A 16,283-nucleotide genomic window follows, 5' to 3' on the forward strand; every position below is an offset into this window, starting at 1 on the left:
AGGGCAAGATTGGCCGGATAAACGCGGCAGGCGGAACTTGGATCGACATGCAGGACAAGCGGCAGGATCATATGCCGAAAGGCTGGGGGCGGCAGGGCTATCGCCATCTGCGGCGAAATCTTCGCCGGGGCTGGAGCGTTCTGCTGGCGCGAGGACCGGGACAGATCGAGTTCTGGCTGATCGCGCTGTTGATCGGGATCTTTGCTGGCCTTGCGGCGCTGGTTTTTCGCATCGGCATCGGCACGCTTCAGCGGCTGGCCTATGGAACGGACGATCTGACCATGGCGAGCGTCGCAGGCCACCTGCCATGGTGGTGGGTGTTGGCGGTCCCGATCCTGGGCGGGCTGGCCGTCGGGCTGATCCTTGACCGGTTCACACCGGATGGCCGGGTCCGGGCCGTGGCCGACGTGATCGAGGGCGCGGCCCTCGAAGGCGGCCGCGTCGAGATCCGCGAGGGGCTGGCCTCTGCCGCAGCCTCGGTCATCACCTTGGGAACCGGTGGCTCTTCGGGACGCGAAGGACCTGTCGTCCACCTTGCCGGCGTGATCTCGACCCTTGTCGCCAACCGGATCAAGGCGACCCCGGTGACCGGGCGGGAATTGCTGGGCTGCGCCGTGGCCGGTGCCGTCGCGGCCAGTTTCAACGCGCCGATCGCGGGCGCGCTTTTCGCCCATGAGGTGGTCTTGCGCAATTTCGCCATGCGCGCCTTTGCCCCCATCGCCATTTCGGCGGTGGCCGGGACGGTGATCAACCGGATGCGCTATGGCGGGGTAACCGAATTTCAGCTGCCCGCAGGCGGAGGGCTGGGCTTTTACATCGAACTGCCCGCCTTCATGCTGCTTGGGCTGGTCTGCGCCCTAGTGGCGGCGGGGCTGATGGCGGGGATCTTTCGCGCCGAGACCATCGCCAACCGCATCATGGCCCGCACCGGCTGGCCGCGATGGCTGCGGCCGACCCTTGCCGGTGCGGCCCTGGGCATGATCGCCATACCCTACCCCCATATCATCGGCGTCGGCTATGAGGCGACCTCGGCGGCGTTGACCGGCCGTCTGGATCTGTGGACGGCGGTGGTCTTTGCCCTCGTCAAGGCCGTGGCCGTGGCGATCACGCTGGGCGGGCGCATGGGGGGCGGGGTGTTTTCACCGGCACTGGTCATGGGGGCGCTGACCGGGCTGGCCTTTGGCATTCTCGCGACCGCGATCGCACCCCATGCGTCGGGCAATGAGACGCTTTATGCTTTGGCCGGAATGGGCGCGGTGGGCGCGGCGGTGCTGGGCGCGCCGATCTCGACGGCGATGATCGTCTTTGAACTGACCGGAGACTGGCAGACCGGCATCGCGGTGATGACGACGATCTCGCTTTCCACCGCGCTTGCCTCACGCATGGTCGAGCGGTCCTTTTTCCTGACCCAACTCAAGCGCCGGGGCGTGCATATCGCCGAGGGGCCACAGGTCTGGCTGCCGCGGCAGATGCGCGTGACCGCAGTGATGCGCGAGATCGGCAGCAAGACCGCCCCCGCGGCCGACCTTCTGCGCAACATGGTCGCGGACGGGCAGATGGTCGCGGATCAGACAACGCTGGGCGAGGCGCTCAGCCTGTTCGACCGCACGGGCGCGGCCTTCTACCCGATCGTGCGGCAGGACGGGGCATCCCCCGAGATCCTCGGCGCCGTCTACCATATCGATGCGCTGCGGGGCCTGGCGACCGCGCTTGGGGCGGTCGCCGCCGAGCAGCACGGCTGACGGATTGGATCAGGCGCTTATGCCGAAGAGACCGCGCAACGCGCCAATCGTCGGCGACACGACATGATTGGCCACGGGAATGAGGATGATACCCAGGACCAGCCCGAAGATCCCGTCGAAGAAGGCGGTCGTGGCCCAGGCCGCCAATCCCGGTGCGGCGGGCAGGGCATGGGCTGCGGCTTCCGCCATGTGATGGACCCAGAGATAGGGCTGATGCTGCCCCATCTCATGCAGCCCGTGGACCACGATCTGCCCGCCGACCCAGATCATCGCGGCCGTGCCGACAATGGTCAGCAGCTTCATGAAACCGGGCATGATCTTGACGATGCCGCGGCCCAGACCGGCCAGGTTTCCGCCGCTCTCATGCAGATGCAGGCCCAGATCATCCGCTTTCACGATCAGCGCGACGAACCCATAGACCGCAACCGTGATGCCTATCGCGACGATCGCGAGGATCAACGCCTCTTTCCAGATCGGATCGCCATCCGGGATCGCCGCCAGCGCAATGGTCATGATTTCGGCCGAAAGAATGAAGTCGGTCTTGATCGCGCCCTTCACGCGCTCTTCCTCGAGGCCCGCCCCGCCATCGGGGGTCGCCTGCAGATGTGGCTCGTTGACTTGGTGATGGCTCAGCGCGTGCAGGACCTTTTCAGCCCCCTCGAAGCACAGATAGGCCCCGCCGAGCATCAACAAGGGGGAGATCGCCCAAGGCGCAAAGGCCGACAAGAGCAGCGCCACAGGCAGCAGGATGACCAGCTTGTTGAAAATCGACCCGCGCGCGATCTTCAGCACGATCGGCAGTTCTCGGGCGGCCGAGAAGCCATGGACATATTTCGGCGTGACCGCCGCATCGTCGATCACTGCTCCGGCGGCCTTTGCCCCTGCCTTGACGGCCTGGCCTGCAACATCGTCCACCGACGCGGCCGCGATCTTGGCAATTCCCGCGACGTCGTCCAGCAGCGCCAGCAATCCGCTCATGATATCCCCATCAATGTCATATTCGCACCGTGGCGAAGGAACGCCGCCCCGGCAAGGCGGGTTCACGCCGGGGCGCGAAAAGCCCTATGGCATTGTTGCAAGGATCGCACCGACAAGCGCCACCGCCGCAGAAACCGCCAGCAGCAATCGCCAGGGGCGCTGCCACCAATGGATGCGGCTGTCCGGCTCGGTGCTGAGCGGGGCGGCAACGAAACCCAGCTCCTCGCGGATGCGCTGGCGGGCGCGGGCCGGCGGCATGACCGGAACCAGATCATCCGCAATCCCGGACATGCGCCCCTGCCATTCCCGCAGCCGCGCGGCGAATTCCGGATCCTGCGCAAGCCGCGCGATCAGCATCTGAGCCTCATCCCCTTCGACGAGACCCAGCGCGAGTTCGGCGGCGAGGATCTCGTCGAGGTCGGTCGGGGCGTCTTGCTGCTCTTCCATCCCTGCACTCATTCCCGTCATGCCGAAAGCCGCGACAGCGCTCCGCGCAGCCATCGCCGCAGATCGGCGGCCGTGACGGATTCCCGGCTGGCCAGATCCTGATAGCTTAGCCCCTCAAGGTAGATCTCGCGAAGCGCCATCGCCTCTTCCTCGTTCAGCGCTGCAAGGACCGGTGCCCGCGCGCCCGAGGCGGTGGCGGCCGGAAGCGCGGCAAGCGCGCCCGCACTGCGCGGCTGCTGGCCCTCGGCGAGTTCGATCCGGCGCTGCCGCTGCCGCCCGAGCGCATGGGTTCGTGCGAGGGTGGTCAGCCATCTCGTGCCGGTCAGCGGCTGATCCGGGCGGGCCTTGGCCTGTCGCCAGATTTCGACATAGGTTCTTTGCAGGGCGGCCTCTGCCTCTGGGCGATCCTTGAGGATCGACAGGCACAAGGCGTAAATCCGCGCCGATGTCGCCGCATAGAGCGCGTCGAAGGCCTCGCGGTCTCCGCTCGCGGTCCTGGCGATCAGGTCGTCAACGGTATTGCTGCGCGCGTCGGGCAAGGGGCATTTCCTCAAGCTGGCGGTCGCGGGCGAGAGTATGGAGCCTCGCCGCGGGCGTCAACGCAACCGGGCGGCAATGTTCCGCCGATGCGCGCGGCGCTTGCGCCTGCCCCGCGAATGCGCGATCAAGACGCCGATGCGACGAAAGGGCCTGACCATGCTGGACGTGAACGCGAAACCCACCGAGGAAATCGACCTGCGCGAGGTCTTCGGCCTCGACAGCGACATGAAGGTCAAGGGCTTTGCCGAACGAACCTCGCGCGTGCCCGAGATCGACCCGACCTATAAATTCGATCCCGATACCACCATGGCGATCCTCGCGGGCTTTGCCTATAATCGCCGCGTGATGATCCAGGGCTATCACGGCACCGGGAAGTCCACCCATATCGAGCAGATCGCCGCCCGCCTGAACTGGCCCTGCGTGCGCGTCAACCTCGACAGCCATGTCAGCCGGATCGACCTGATCGGCAAGGACGCGATCAAGCTCGTCGATGGCAAGCAGGTCACGGTCTTTCACGAAGGCATCCTGCCTTGGGCCCTGCGCAACCCGACCGCGATCGTCTTTGACGAATATGACGCGGGCCGCGCCGATGTGATGTTCGTGATCCAGCGCGTGCTGGAGGCCGACGGCAAGCTGACCCTGCTGGATCAGAACGAAGTCATCACGCCGAACCCCTATTTCCGCCTGTTCGCCACCGCGAACACCGTGGGCCTTGGCGACACGACCGGCCTTTACCACGGCACGCAGCAGATCAACCAGGGCCAGATGGACCGCTGGTCGCTGGTCTCGACGCTGAACTACCTGAGCCACGATGCCGAGGCCGCCATCGTTCTGGCCAAAAACCCGACCTATAACACCGAGAAGGGCCGCAAGATCATCAACCAGATGGTGACCTTGGCCGACCTGACCCGCACCGCCTTCATGCAGGGCGACCTGTCCACGGTCATGTCGCCCCGGACCGTCATTGCATGGGCGCAAAACGCCCGCATCTTCGGCGACAATATCGGCTACGCCTTCCGCCTGACCTTCCTGAACAAATGCGACGAGCTGGAACGCCAGACGGTCGCCGAGTTCTACCAGCGCCTGTTCGATGAGGAACTGCCGGAAAGCGCGGCGGTCAAGGCGGGGTGATGACGGGCAATGCGGACAGGACCGGGCTTCATGTCGGACTGATCGCAGGTCTCGGCCCTGCGGCGACCGTCGCCTATTACCAGAAACTGTCCGAGATTGCCGCCGCGCGGGGGCATCGGCTTGAACTGACGATGGTTCAGGCCGAGATCCGCGAGGTCGCTGCGAATAATCATGCCAATCGCAGTGCCGAACAGGCCACGATTTTCGCCAGTCTTCTCGGGAGGCTGAAAGCCGCCGGGGCGGATTTCGCCTCGATCCCGGCGATCGGGCCGCATTTCTGCTATGAGGAGCTGAAGCCTCTCAGCCCGCTGCCTTTGCTCTCGGCCATTGCGCCGCTGGACGCGTATTGCGCCCGGCAGGGCTATCGCCGGATTGGCCTTCTGGGCACGGCGCGCGCCATGCAGACGCGGCTTTTCGGGCAGATGAGCACGACCGAGATGTTGGTTCCTTCGAACCTCGACGCCGTCGGCAAAACCTATCAGGACATGGCGACCGATGGCCGTTGCAGCGACGAGGCGCGGCAGATGTTCTTCGCTGCCGGGGCCGAGATGATGCAGAATGGGGCCGAAGCCATTGCCTTGGCCGGAACCGATCTGCTGCTTGCTTTCGATGGCCGCGATCCGGGCTTCCCGGTGATCGACGTGCTGGAAATCCATGTCGAGGTCTTGGCCGATCTCGCCACCGGGCGCAAAACCTTGGCCGAGGCCGGAGTGCAGTGATGAAAAAATCCGACAACCCCGCCGATCCGTTCAAGAAGGCCCTGACCGAGGCCACCCGCGCCTTGGCTGAAGAGCATGAGTTGAACATCACCTTCAGCGCCGATCCTCCGGGCTATTCGGGCGATACGATGCGCCTGCCGCAGGTCAGCCGCCGGATGACACGCGACGAGGTGCTGCTGGCGCGCGGCACAGCGGATGCGCTGGCGATGAAACTGCGCCACCATGACGCCGCGACCCATGCGAAATACGCGCCCGCAGGTCCAATGGCGCGCGACCTGTATGAGGCGATGGAAACCGCGCGCTGCGAGGCGCTTGGCGCGCGCGACATGCCCGGCGCGCTCTCGAATATCGACGCCAAGCTGGGGCAAGAGGCCGACCGCAAGGGCTATGGCCAGATCAAGGCCCCGGCGGATGCGCCGCTTGCGGTCGCTGCGGGCTATATCGTGCGACAGATGGCGACCGGGCGCGCTTTGCCCGCCTCGGCTCAGCATGTGGCCGACCTGTGGCGGCCCTTTGTCGAGCAGCAGGCGGGCGGGGATATTCAGGACCTCGCACATGCACTGTCGGACCAATCCTCCTTTGCCCGGCTTGCGCGCAAGGTGATTGCCGATCTCGGCTATGGCGACCAATTGGGCGAAGACCCCGACGAGCCGCAAGAAGACGAGGCCGAGGAAAACGCCGAGCAGGACGAGGAATCGGGCGATAACCAATCCCGCGACCAGTCGCAGGATGAGGATGCCGAGGCGAGCCCCGAGCGCACGCAGGAGCAGCAGCAGGATGAGCGTCAGGCGCAGGTCAGCATGGATGACCAGTCCGACGAGGAAATGGCCGATGAGGCCGAGATGTCCGAGGCGGAAAGCCCGCCCGACATCCCGCCTCCTGTCAGCGATGCCAGCGCCGATTACCGCATCTATGCGCAAAGCTTTGACGAGGAAATCCGCGCCGAAGACCTCGCCGACCCGGCGGAGTTGGAACGCCTGCGCGCCTATCTCGACAAGCAGTTGGAGCCCCTGCGCGGCGCGGTTTCGCGGCTGGCCAACAAGCTGCAGCGTCGCCTGCAGGCACAGCAGAACCGCAGCTGGGAATTCGACAAGGAAGAGGGCGTCTTGGATGCCGGACGCCTCGCCCGCGTGGTCGCGAACCCGACCACGCCGCTCAGCTTCAAGGTCGAGAAGGATACCGAGTTCCGCGACACCGTGGTGACGCTGCTTCTGGACAATTCCGGCTCGATGCGGGGGCGCCCGATCTCGATCGCCGCGATCTGCGCCGATGTTCTGGCCCGTACGCTGGAGCGTAGCCAAGTCAAGGTCGAGATCCTCGGCTTCACCACCCGCGCATGGAAAGGCGGGCAAAGCCGCGAGCAATGGCTCGCGAATGGCCGTCCCGCGCAACCCGGCCGCCTGAACGATCTGCGCCATATCATCTATAAATCCGCCGATGCGCCGTGGCGGCGGGTGCGGCCCAATCTGGGCCTGATGATGAAAGAGGGGCTGTTGAAGGAAAATATCGACGGCGAGGCGCTGGAATGGGCGCATCGCCGCCTTGCCCGCCGTCCCGAGGCGCGGCGCATCCTCATGGTGATCTCGGATGGTGCGCCGGTCGATGATTCGACCCTGTCGGTGAACCCGGCGAACTATCTGGAAAAACACCTGCGCGATGTCATCGCCATGATCGAGAAGCGCAAACAGGTGGAGCTGCTCGCCATCGGCATCGGCCATGACGTGACCCGCTATTACCAGCGCGCCGTCACGATCACCGATGCCGAGCAATTGGCGGGCGCGATCACCGAACAGCTTGCCGCGCTTTTCGAGGCCGATCCGCGCAAACGTGCCCGCGTGCTTGGCCAAGGCGCGATGCGCCGGGCCTGACGCGGCTGAAATACACCTGAGAAGAAAAAGAAGGGGTGCCCATGTTCCAGAGTTACGACAGCCATTCCAACCCGGCCCAGCATGTGCCGCGTCTGGCCGCTTTGCGTGTCGAGTTGCAAGCCCGTGGCCTTGACGGCTTCCTCGTGCCCCGTGCCGATGCGCATCAAAGCGAATATGTCGCGGATCGCGATGCGCGGCTGGGCTGGCTCACCGGCTTCACCGGTTCGGCGGGCTTTGCCATCGTGACGCCGGATCAGGCGGGCGTTTTCATCGACGGCCGCTACCGCGTTCAGGTGAAATCCGAGATCGATCTGGGCCATTTCACCCCGGTCAACTGGCCCGAGACGAAAGCGGCGGTCTGGCTGCGCAAGGCCCTGCCCGAGGGCGGCCGGATCGGTTTCGATCCGTGGCTGCATACCCGCCGCGAGATCCGCGAGATAGAGGCCGGCCTCGTCGGCTCCGAGATCGCGCTGGTGGCGGTCGAGACCAACCCGATCGACGCGATCTGGAAGGACCAGCCCGAGGCTCCGATCGGCGCGGTCCGGCTCTGGCCCGATGCCCTTGCCGGTGAGACTGCCGCCGAGAAGCGCGTGCGAATCGGTGCAAAGCTGCGCGATGGCAAGGCCAATGCGGCGGTGCTGACCCTGCCCGATTCGATCTCGTGGCTTCTGAACATTCGCGGCGCGGATGTGCCGAAGAACCCGGTCGTCCTGTCCTTTGCCATTGTCGAGGCCGATGGCCGCGTCGCGGTCTTTGCCGATCCGCGCAAGTTCTCCTCGGATATCCGCGTGGCACTCGGCAACGAGGTCACGATCCTGCCGCCCGAGGCGCTGACGCCCGCCCTGACCAACCTGACCGGCCCGGTCGTGGTCGATGCCGGCACCGCGCCCGAGCAGGTCTTCCGTCTGATCGAAAGCATGAAGACCGAAATCGTCGAAAGCCTCGACCCGGTCATCATGCCGAAGGCCACCAAGAACGCCTATGAGATCGCGGGCATGCGCAGCGCGCATCTGCGCGACGGCGTGGCGGTGACCGAACTCTTGTGCTGGCTCGACGCGCAGGCCCCCGGCATCGGCGAGAAGCCCCTGACCGAGATCGACATCTGCCGCAAGCTCGAAGAATTGCGCGTGGCGCAGGGCATTCTGGATATCAGCTTCGATACCATCCTGGGCTCGGGCCCGCATGGCGCGATCAACCACTATCACGTTTCGGAGGACAGCAATCGCCGCATCCTTCCCGGCGAGATCGTGCTGGTCGATTCCGGCGGCCAATATGGCGACGGCACGACCGACATCACCCGCACTTTGCCGATGGGCGATTTCGACCCCTCGATCCGGATGCCCTATACCCGCGTACTGCAAGGCATGATCGCGGTCTCGCGGGCGAAATTCCCGCGCGGCGTCGCGGGGGCGCATCTCGACGCGCTGGCCCGTGCGCCGCTCTGGATGGAGGGGATGGATTACGATCACGGCACCGGTCACGGCGTCGGCGCGGGGCTTTCGGTGCATGAGGGTCCGGTGCGGATCTCGCGCATCTCGGATATCCCGCTGCAACCGGGGATGATCCTCTCGAACGAGCCGGGCTATTACCGCGAGGGCGAATACGGCATCCGCATCGAAAACCTGATCGTCGTGCAAAAGACCGACAGCGTCGATGGCCGCGACATGCTCGATTTCGAGACCCTGACCATCGCGCCTATCGACAAACGCCTGATCGACCCCTCGTTGATGTCGCGCGCCGAGATTGAATGGCTTGACGCCTATCACGCATGGGTGCGGACCGAGCTTGACCCGCTGGTCGCGGACAGCACGCGCGGCTGGCTTGAGGCCGCCACCAGCCCGCTTCTGGGCTGAACTCCGATAAGGCGCCGCACCTCGCGGCGCCTTTTTCTCATTCGCTCTCGGCCCATTCCGGGTGACGGCGGCGCCATTCCAGCGAATTGATGAAGGCGACCGCGATGAAGCCTGCGCCCAGAAGCCCCGTCACGAATTCCGGTATATGGGTCAGGGTCTGGATGAACATAATGATCGACAGCACGAAGATCGACCAGAAGGCCCCGTGTTCAAGATAGCGGAACTGGGCGAGCGTGCCCTTTTCGACCAGCATGACGGTCATGGAACGCACATACATCGCGCCGATCCCCAGCCCGATGGCGATGAGGAACAGGTTCTGCGTCAGGGCAAAGGCCCCGATGACGCCATCAAAGCTGAACGAGGCGTCCAGCACCTCGAGATAGAGGAACGCGCCGAAACCGCCCCGCGCCATGTCCCCGGCCGATACCCCCCCGCCCCAGCGATCCAGCACATGGCCCAGAGCATCGACCATCAGATAGGTGATGACCCCCCATGTCGCGGCGACGATGAATTGATGCTCTTTCTCGGCGGGCAGGAAATGCAAGACGACCATCATGCAGACGAGGACGAAACCCACCTCCATGCCGCGGATCTCGCCGATCTTGCGCAGGGCGGTCTCGACGCCGGCGATCCAATGCACATCCTTGCTCTGGTCAAAGAAATAATTCAGCGCGACCAGCATCAGGAAGGCGCCCCCGAAACCCGCGATGGGCAGATGCGCCTCGTGGATGATACGGGCATATTCCCTGGGCTGGGTTGCGGCCATGCGCAGGGCTTCGATCGGGCCGAGATGCGCAGCGATCACCACGATGAGAAGCGGAAAGATCACCCGCATCCCAAAGACCGCGATGACGATCCCCCAGGTCAGAAAGCGCCGCTGCCAGAGGGGCGTCATCTGCTTGAGCTTGTTTGCGTTGACGATCGCATTGTCGAAGCTGAGCGAAATTTCCAGCACCGCTAGCACCGTGGCGATCAGGAAAAAGGACAGGCTGCCCGAGCCGGTTCCCGAGTATTGCCAGCCGATCAATGCCGCAAGGGCCAGTCCCGCCCCGGTCACGATAAAGGGCCAGGTCAAGTAGCGTAGCGTGGATTTCATCCCGCATTCCTGATTGTCGATCAGATGAGCTAGCCATAATCTCGCGCCGTTCCTGGGGCAAGCCGTGACCGCAAGATTGCGCCCATCATCTGGCAGACATGCCTGAAATGCAGGAGAAACCGATGAATTTCAGGCGCTTTGCCCTGTATCACCTGCCCGATGGCCCACTTGGCGCCTTCGGCAGCGCCTGGCTGGGCTGGGATGCCCGCCAGCGGGAAAAGCCGACCCGTCCCGCCTTAGCCGGACTGCCCGATCGGGCCGAAAGCCTGACCTCGACGCCGATGCGCTACGGATTTCACGCCACGCTCAAGGCTCCGTTCCGGCTTCGCCCCGAGGCCGCGATCGCGGATCTTGCCCGGCGCACGGAATTGCTCTGCGATCACCTGTCGCCCTTTGCGCTGGATCTGGAACTCCGGGCGGACTGGGGATTCGTGGCCCTGCTGCCGCGCCACCAGCCGCCCGAGCTTCTGGCGCTGGAACAGGCGCTGGTCACCCGGCTCGACGATCTGCGCGCCCCGCTCACGCCCGCCGAGCGCGAACGCCGGCAACCCGAGCGCCTGCCCGAGACAGCCCGCGCGCATCTGGACCATTGGGGCTATCCTTTCGTGCTGGACCTGTTCCGCTATCACCTGACGCTTTCGAACGGGCTGCCGCCCAATCGGGCCAGCACCCTTCTGGCCGCGCTGGAAAGGCCCCTTGCACCCTTGATCGCCGCGCCCCTGCGGGTCGATCGCGTCGCGCTCTTGGGCGAGGATGAGAGCAGACATATGGTGCTTATCGAGGAATTTCCTCTGCGCGGCCCCTGATCGCACCCGCAATGTCACGCAGGTTTCATGCCGCAGGGGCATAGTCCAGTTCGACAACCGCGCCGAGACGTTCATGCCCATCCTTCCCCCTATCCGTTTCGTTGGTGCCACGATCCTGCGCGAGGGCGAATTGCGCCAGAGATCCGTCTCGATCGCGGCAGGGCGCATCACCCGGGGGCCGCTGCCTGCCGTGGACATGTCGGGCTTTCTGATCCTGCCGGGCATCGTGGACATGCTCCACCTGCCGCCGACGGGGGGCGATGCGGCGATGCGGCTGCGTCGCTGTCGCGTGGCTGCGGCCGGGGCCGGGATCACCACGGCATGGGTCGCGCCGCATTGGGCCTGGGATGGCGGCAGCGAAAGCCCGGAATCGGCGCAGGATTTCCTGCATCTGCTGCAGCGTGGCAGCGCCCCCGATCTGCGTCCCGCGCTGAGGATCGAAAGCGGTCGCAGCGACACGACCGCGCGGCTGACCGCGCTTTGCGACGAGATCCGCCCCGAGCTTTGCTGGTTCCAGAACGACCTTGCCCGTCTCTCGGACCTCTTGCAGCACGATCCGCAGCGTTTCGCGCAGGCCGCGACCGAGATCGGCATGGCGGCAGATGATCTGGCCTTGGCCTTGAAGGCCGCCACCGAAAACCGGCGCGATGTGCCACGCCACCTGTGCCGACTTGCGGAACATTTCGATGCGCTTGCCACCCGCTATGGCAGCATCGGCGACACCGGCGGGGCCATGCGCGAGACACATTCGATGATCGGCGCAAGCCTTGCCGCCTGCCCCGCCGCCCATTCCGCCGCAGCCGCCGCCGGGGCGATGGGCGATCCGGTCCTGCTTTCCGCCGCGGATGAGGACCGGCTGAACGACATGCTGCGCAGCGGGCTTGGCGATGCCATCGTCTCGGATGGCCATCCCGACAGGCTGGCGCGGCTCGCCTTGTCGCTTTCCGGCGCGGATCTTGCGGATCTGCCGCGCATCTGGGCGATGCTTTCGGCGCGCCCGGCCGAGATCATGGGCTTTGCCGATCGCGGCCGGCTGGATCTGGCCTGTCGGGCGGATCTGGTCATGATCGCGGCCAAGAGCGGGCGCGTCGAGGCGACCATCTCGGCGGGGCGGCTGATCCATCTCGGCGGCGTGGCCCGCGCGCGTTTTGCCGCGGCCAGCCTGACCGGCGGTTCGCGCATTGCCGCCGAATAGGCTCAGGCCCGGACCAGCACCGCAAGATCAGCGACATTCGTTCCCGTGGCCCCGGTCACGACCAGCGCGCCCCCCGCCTGCAAAGCCGGGGTCGAATCGTTATTCCCCAAGGCCGCCACCGGATCGACACCGCTGGCCCGGATCGCGGCCAGACTCCCCGGCCCGACCAAACCGCCCGCCGCCTCGCCCGGCCCGTCGCGCCCGTCGCTTCCGACCGAGGCAAAGGCCCAGTCGAAAGGCGCGGGCCGATCCTCGGCCAGCAGCGCGAGGCGCAAGGCCAGTTCCTGATTGCGCCCGCCCATGCCGCTGCCAACCAGCCGCACCGTGGTTTCGCCGCCGAAGGCCAATGCCTGTCCGGGACGCAATCCGCCCGCCAAGGCCCAGATCGCCGCCGCGCAATCCTGCACATCGCCCTCAAGCGGGATCGGCGCGGGATCGGCCCCGGCCGCGACCATTGCGGCAAGGGAAATCGCATTCGAGCCGACGAGGATATTGCGTGCCTCGGTCAGCGGGCGTGGATCGTCGGGCCGGGACAGCGCCATGCGGGCGGGTTCCGGCATCTGCTCCCAGATGCTCAGATGCCGCGCGAGTGCTGCGGCCTCGGCGCGGGTCCCGACCGGCGCAACCGTCGGCCCCGAGGCGATCACCCGCAGATCGTCGCCCGGAACATCCGACAGGATCAGCGCGGTGACCGGAGCCTTCGACAGCCGCAGCCAGCCGCCGCCCTTCAGCCGCGACAGGCCCTGCCGGATCAGGTTCACCTGCGAAATATCCGCCCCCGAGGCCAGCAGCAACCGGTTCACCGCCTGCTTGTCGGCAAGACTCATGCCCTCGGCGGGCGCGGGCAGCATGGCCGACCCCCCGCCCGAGATCAGCGCCAGAACCCGGTCACCGGACACAAGCGATTGCAGAATGGCGATGACCGCATCCGCCGCCGCCGCCCCGTCCGCATCGGGTTGGGGATGGCCCGCGCGCATCACCCGCGCGCCGGGCAGCGACGCGTCGTTTCCGGCATTGGTCACGACCAGAGCCTCCGACCCCGGCAAGGCCCGCAGGGCGGCCTCGGCCATGGCGCGCGCCGCCTTGCCAAGCGCGATGATCTGCCAGCGCCCGCCGGGCGCGGGCGGATCGGCCAAGACTTCGGCCATGCCGCGCGCGACCGCGGCGGCGGGATCGGCGGCGGCAATACCGGCCTCGATCAGCGCCATGGCACGCTCGGCAGGCCGCATCAGTTCACCGGGTTGGGCAGGGCGCGCCCCTCCGAGAAGGCGACGAGATTGCTCAACGCCTTCATCGCCATGGCGGTGCGGACCTCTTCGGCGGCAGTGCCGAGATGCGGCAGCAGGGTCACGTTCTCCATCCCGCAAAGCGCGGGCGAAACCAAGGGCTCGCGCTCATAGACATCGAGACCCGCGCCCGCGATCAAGCCTGATTGCAGCGCCGCGACCAGAGCGGCCTCATCAACGACATCGCCGCGCGCGATGTTAATGAGGAAAGAATGCGGCCCCAGCAGCGCCAATTCCCGCGCCCCGATCAGATGCCGCGTCGCCGCCCCGCCCGGCACGGCGATGACCGCGAAATCGGATTGCCGCAGCAACTCGTCCAGCCCCTCGACCTGACGGGCCGGCAGATCCAGCGCCGAAACCATCGAGCGGTTATGGAAAAGCACCTCCATGCCGAAGCCGAAATGACAGCGCCGCGCAATGGCCTTGCCGATCCGGCCCATGCCGATGATGCCGACCGTCGCCCCGGTGACGTGACGGCCCAGAAGCTGGGTCGGCTGCCACCCGGTCCAGCCGCCCGCGCGCAGCAGCCGCTCGCCCTCGCCCGCGCGGCGCGCGGTCATCAGGATCAGTGTCAGCGCGATGTCGGCGGTGGCCTCGGTCACCGCATCGGGCGTGTTCGAGACCGCGATCCCCGACTTCGCCGCCGCAGCCACGTCGATATGATTATAACCCGCGCCGAAATTCGCGATCAACCTGCAGCGCAGATCGCCTTGGAATGCCTCGGCGGCGAAACGGTCGCCAAGGGTCGGCATGATGGCGTCGAATTCACGCATGGCCTCATGCGCCTCTTCGGGGGAAAGCCCGTCCTTGCGATCAAGGATCTTGGCATCGAAACGCTCGGAAAGCGCGCGTTCTGCCGCATGGGTCATGCGGCGCGTGACAAGTATGCGCATCAATACATCCTTCCGCCGATCGGGACCGGCTTGTCGGGGGTGATCAGCACGACCTCGCCGGATTCGTCGGGCAGGCCCAGCACCAGCACCTCGGACATGAAGGGGCCGATCTGGCGCGGCGGGAAATTCACCACCGCCAGCACCTGCTTGCCGATCAGCGCCTCGGGGTCGTAATGGCGGGTGATCTGGGCCGAGGACTTGCGCTCTCCGATCTCGGGGCCGAAATCGAGCCACAGCTTGATCGCGGGCTTGCGCGCCTCGGGAAAAGGCTCGGCGCGGGTGATCTTTCCGGTGCGGATATCGACGGCGGCGAAATCGTCCCAGCCGATCTGGGCGGCTTGCGGCTTGCTCATTTGCCAAGCTCCCGGCCACGCGCGGCGGCGGCGGCGATGGTGCGGCGCATCAAGGGCGGCAGGCCATGCTCGGCATCCATCAATTCGCGCAGACCGGCGGCGGTGGTCCCGCCCGGAGAGGTCACGTTCTCGCGCAGTTTCGCGGGGTCTTCGTCCTCATGCACTGCCAGTGCCCCGGCCCCGGCGACGGTTGCCCGGGCCAGCGCCAGCGCCAATTCGGGGGAAAGCCCCTCGGAAATACCTGCGCCGGTCATCGCCTCGATCATGTGGAAGACATAGGCCGGGCCCGAGCCGGAAAGCGCGGTGACGGCATCCATCTGATCCTCGGCCTCGAGACGGACGACGCGGCCCACGGTTGCAAGCAGCGCCTCGGCCAGATCCATCTCGGGCGCACCCGCCTTGGCATTGCCGATGATCGCGGTGATGCCCTGCCCTATGGCCGCAGGCGTGTTCGGCATCGCGCGCACGATGGGCGAGGCCGGGAAGGCCGCCTCATAAGCCGCGATGGTGACCCCCGCTGCAACCGACAGCACCAGCGTCTCGGCACCGAAGCCCGCCAATTGCGGCAAGACGCCCGCCATCATCTGCGGCTTGACCGCGATGACCAGTACGGCGGGCGATTGCGGCAAGGTCCCGTTCACCGAAACGCCAAGCTGCGTGAGTTCCGGGCGCGGGTTCGGATCGACCACATGCACCGCGCCGGGTTCGAGCCCGTTTTTCAGCCAGCCATCCAGCAGCGCGCCGCCCATGCGACCGCAGCCGATCAGGACCAGCCCGCGCGCGTTCAATGCCGAAATATCCATTGCATTCCCCCTGCTTCGCCGCCCGAACCGGATGTCAGGGGCGGCTCTCAGGCCCGTCCGTAGGCTTCGGACATGGCGATGTCCAGAGCCGCCTCGGGCGAGGCATCGCCCCAGCAGGCCAATTGGAAGCAGGGATAGAAGCGCTCACAAGATTGGATCGCATTGCCGATCATCTGGTCGATCTGCTCGGGGCTCGCGATCGCATCGCCCGACAGCACCAGACCATAGCGCCAGACCATCAGCTTCTGCTGCGCCCAGAAGGTGAAGCCGCCATCCCAGACCTGATCATTCGCAAGGTTCAGCACTTCGTAAAGCGCAGACAGGCGCTCGGTCGGAGGGTCCATGTCGAAGGTGCAGATCAGGCGCAGGACCTCTTCGCGCGGCGACCATGCGAGGGTGATTGAGTAAGTCCGCCAGAGCCCCTCGACCGGGATCGCGATCTGATCTTCGGCGAGACGGTCGAAGTCCCATTCGCGATGGGCCGCGACACATTCGACGATGTCGATCGGGTGGATCTCGTCGCTGTGGATGAAGTCTACCTGCGCCATCTTCCCCCTGCCTTTCCAGAGTGGG

The 16,283-nt window shown here is 66.1% G+C and carries 16 protein-coding genes; 7 read left to right on the forward strand and 9 right to left on the reverse strand.

The features are described from left to right. Positions 1-47 precede the first annotated feature (47 nt). On the forward strand, positions 48-1,742 hold the full coding sequence (locus ESZ60_RS02175) for a chloride channel protein (RefSeq protein ID WP_425331300.1): 1,695 nt from the start codon (positions 48-50) through the stop codon (positions 1,740-1,742). 9 nt (positions 1,743-1,751) lie between these two features. Here ESZ60_RS02175 and ESZ60_RS02180 read toward each other — a convergent pair whose 3' ends face one another. The 3 genes from ESZ60_RS02180 to ESZ60_RS02190 form a co-directional block, all read right to left on the reverse strand. Further along, the gene (locus ESZ60_RS02180; RefSeq protein WP_134678776.1) at positions 1,752-2,720 is read right to left on the reverse strand and encodes a DUF808 domain-containing protein; all 969 of its coding nucleotides are present in this window, start codon (positions 2,718-2,720) and stop codon (positions 1,752-1,754) included. Positions 2,721-2,804: 84 nt separating this feature from the next. Continuing rightward, the gene (locus ESZ60_RS02185; protein ID WP_134678777.1) at positions 2,805-3,167 is read right to left on the reverse strand and encodes a hypothetical protein; all 363 of its coding nucleotides are present in this window, start codon (positions 3,165-3,167) and stop codon (positions 2,805-2,807) included. Positions 3,168-3,184: 17 nt separating this feature from the next. After that, entirely contained in the window at positions 3,185-3,706 is a 522-nt protein-coding gene (locus ESZ60_RS02190) for an RNA polymerase subunit sigma (protein ID WP_167620037.1), read from the reverse strand. A gap of 157 nt (positions 3,707-3,863) precedes the next feature. On the opposite strand from ESZ60_RS02190, the gene cobS reads away from it, so the two are divergent. The 4 genes from cobS to ESZ60_RS02210 are packed head-to-tail and all read left to right on the forward strand — an operon-like array spanning position 3,864 to position 9,278. Then, complete coding sequence (cobS, locus tag ESZ60_RS02195) at positions 3,864-4,838, forward strand: cobaltochelatase subunit CobS (protein ID WP_134679002.1); 975 nt, start codon at positions 3,864-3,866, stop codon at positions 4,836-4,838. Further along, the gene (locus ESZ60_RS02200; RefSeq protein WP_134678779.1) at positions 4,838-5,557 is read left to right on the forward strand and encodes an aspartate/glutamate racemase family protein; all 720 of its coding nucleotides are present in this window, start codon (positions 4,838-4,840) and stop codon (positions 5,555-5,557) included. The genes cobS and ESZ60_RS02200 overlap by 1 nt, the downstream gene beginning before the upstream one ends. Then, positions 5,557-7,425: a cobaltochelatase subunit CobT gene (gene cobT / locus ESZ60_RS02205; protein ID WP_134678780.1), complete on the forward strand. Its 1,869-nt coding sequence runs from the start codon at positions 5,557-5,559 to the stop codon at positions 7,423-7,425. Before ESZ60_RS02200 ends, cobT begins: the two co-directional genes overlap by 1 nt. A gap of 41 nt (positions 7,426-7,466) precedes the next feature. Continuing rightward, the gene (locus ESZ60_RS02210; protein ID WP_134678781.1) at positions 7,467-9,278 is read left to right on the forward strand and encodes an aminopeptidase P family protein; all 1,812 of its coding nucleotides are present in this window, start codon (positions 7,467-7,469) and stop codon (positions 9,276-9,278) included. A gap of 37 nt (positions 9,279-9,315) precedes the next feature. On the opposite strand, the gene ESZ60_RS02215 is transcribed toward ESZ60_RS02210, so the two are convergent. Further along, positions 9,316-10,374, reverse strand: coding sequence for a DUF475 domain-containing protein (locus ESZ60_RS02215; RefSeq protein WP_134678782.1), 1,059 nt, complete (start codon positions 10,372-10,374; stop codon positions 9,316-9,318). Positions 10,375-10,496: 122 nt separating this feature from the next. Here ESZ60_RS02215 and ESZ60_RS02220 point away from each other — a divergent pair, with 122 nt between their 5' ends. Together ESZ60_RS02220 and ESZ60_RS02225 are read left to right on the forward strand one after the other, a co-directional pair. Further along, positions 10,497-11,180: a DUF1045 domain-containing protein gene (locus ESZ60_RS02220; protein WP_167620038.1), complete on the forward strand. Its 684-nt coding sequence runs from the start codon at positions 10,497-10,499 to the stop codon at positions 11,178-11,180. A gap of 73 nt (positions 11,181-11,253) precedes the next feature. Beyond that, on the forward strand, positions 11,254-12,375 hold the full coding sequence (locus ESZ60_RS02225; protein WP_134678784.1) for an amidohydrolase family protein: 1,122 nt from the start codon (positions 11,254-11,256) through the stop codon (positions 12,373-12,375). A 2-nt stretch (positions 12,376-12,377) separates the two neighbouring features. On the opposite strand, the gene ESZ60_RS02230 is transcribed toward ESZ60_RS02225, so the two are convergent. The 5 genes from ESZ60_RS02230 to ESZ60_RS02250 are packed head-to-tail and all read right to left on the reverse strand — an operon-like array spanning position 12,378 to position 16,258. Next, the gene (locus ESZ60_RS02230; protein WP_134678785.1) at positions 12,378-13,604 is read right to left on the reverse strand and encodes a glycerate kinase type-2 family protein; all 1,227 of its coding nucleotides are present in this window, start codon (positions 13,602-13,604) and stop codon (positions 12,378-12,380) included. After that, positions 13,604-14,554 (reverse strand): 2-hydroxyacid dehydrogenase, encoded by a 951-nt coding sequence (locus ESZ60_RS02235; protein WP_134678786.1) that lies wholly within the window; start codon positions 14,552-14,554, stop codon positions 13,604-13,606. Before ESZ60_RS02235 ends, ESZ60_RS02230 begins: the two co-directional genes overlap by 1 nt. Then, positions 14,554-14,907: a tRNA-binding protein gene (locus ESZ60_RS02240; RefSeq protein WP_134678787.1), complete on the reverse strand. Its 354-nt coding sequence runs from the start codon at positions 14,905-14,907 to the stop codon at positions 14,554-14,556. The genes ESZ60_RS02235 and ESZ60_RS02240 overlap by 1 nt, the downstream gene beginning before the upstream one ends. Further along, positions 14,904-15,710 carry a pyrroline-5-carboxylate reductase gene (gene proC, locus ESZ60_RS02245; RefSeq protein WP_134678788.1) on the reverse strand — a complete coding sequence of 269 codons (807 nt, stop codon included), beginning with the start codon at positions 15,708-15,710 and terminating at the stop codon, positions 14,904-14,906. Before proC ends, ESZ60_RS02240 begins: the two co-directional genes overlap by 4 nt. A gap of 47 nt (positions 15,711-15,757) precedes the next feature. Next, positions 15,758-16,258, reverse strand: a complete 501-nt coding sequence (locus tag ESZ60_RS02250; protein ID WP_134678789.1) for a type III secretion system chaperone family protein — start codon at positions 16,256-16,258, stop codon at positions 15,758-15,760. Between the last annotated feature and the right edge of the window lie 25 nt (positions 16,259-16,283).

The sequence above is a fragment of the Paracoccus ravus genome (genome assembly GCF_004522175.1).
GTDB classification, from domain to species: domain Bacteria; phylum Pseudomonadota; class Alphaproteobacteria; order Rhodobacterales; family Rhodobacteraceae; genus Paracoccus; species Paracoccus ravus.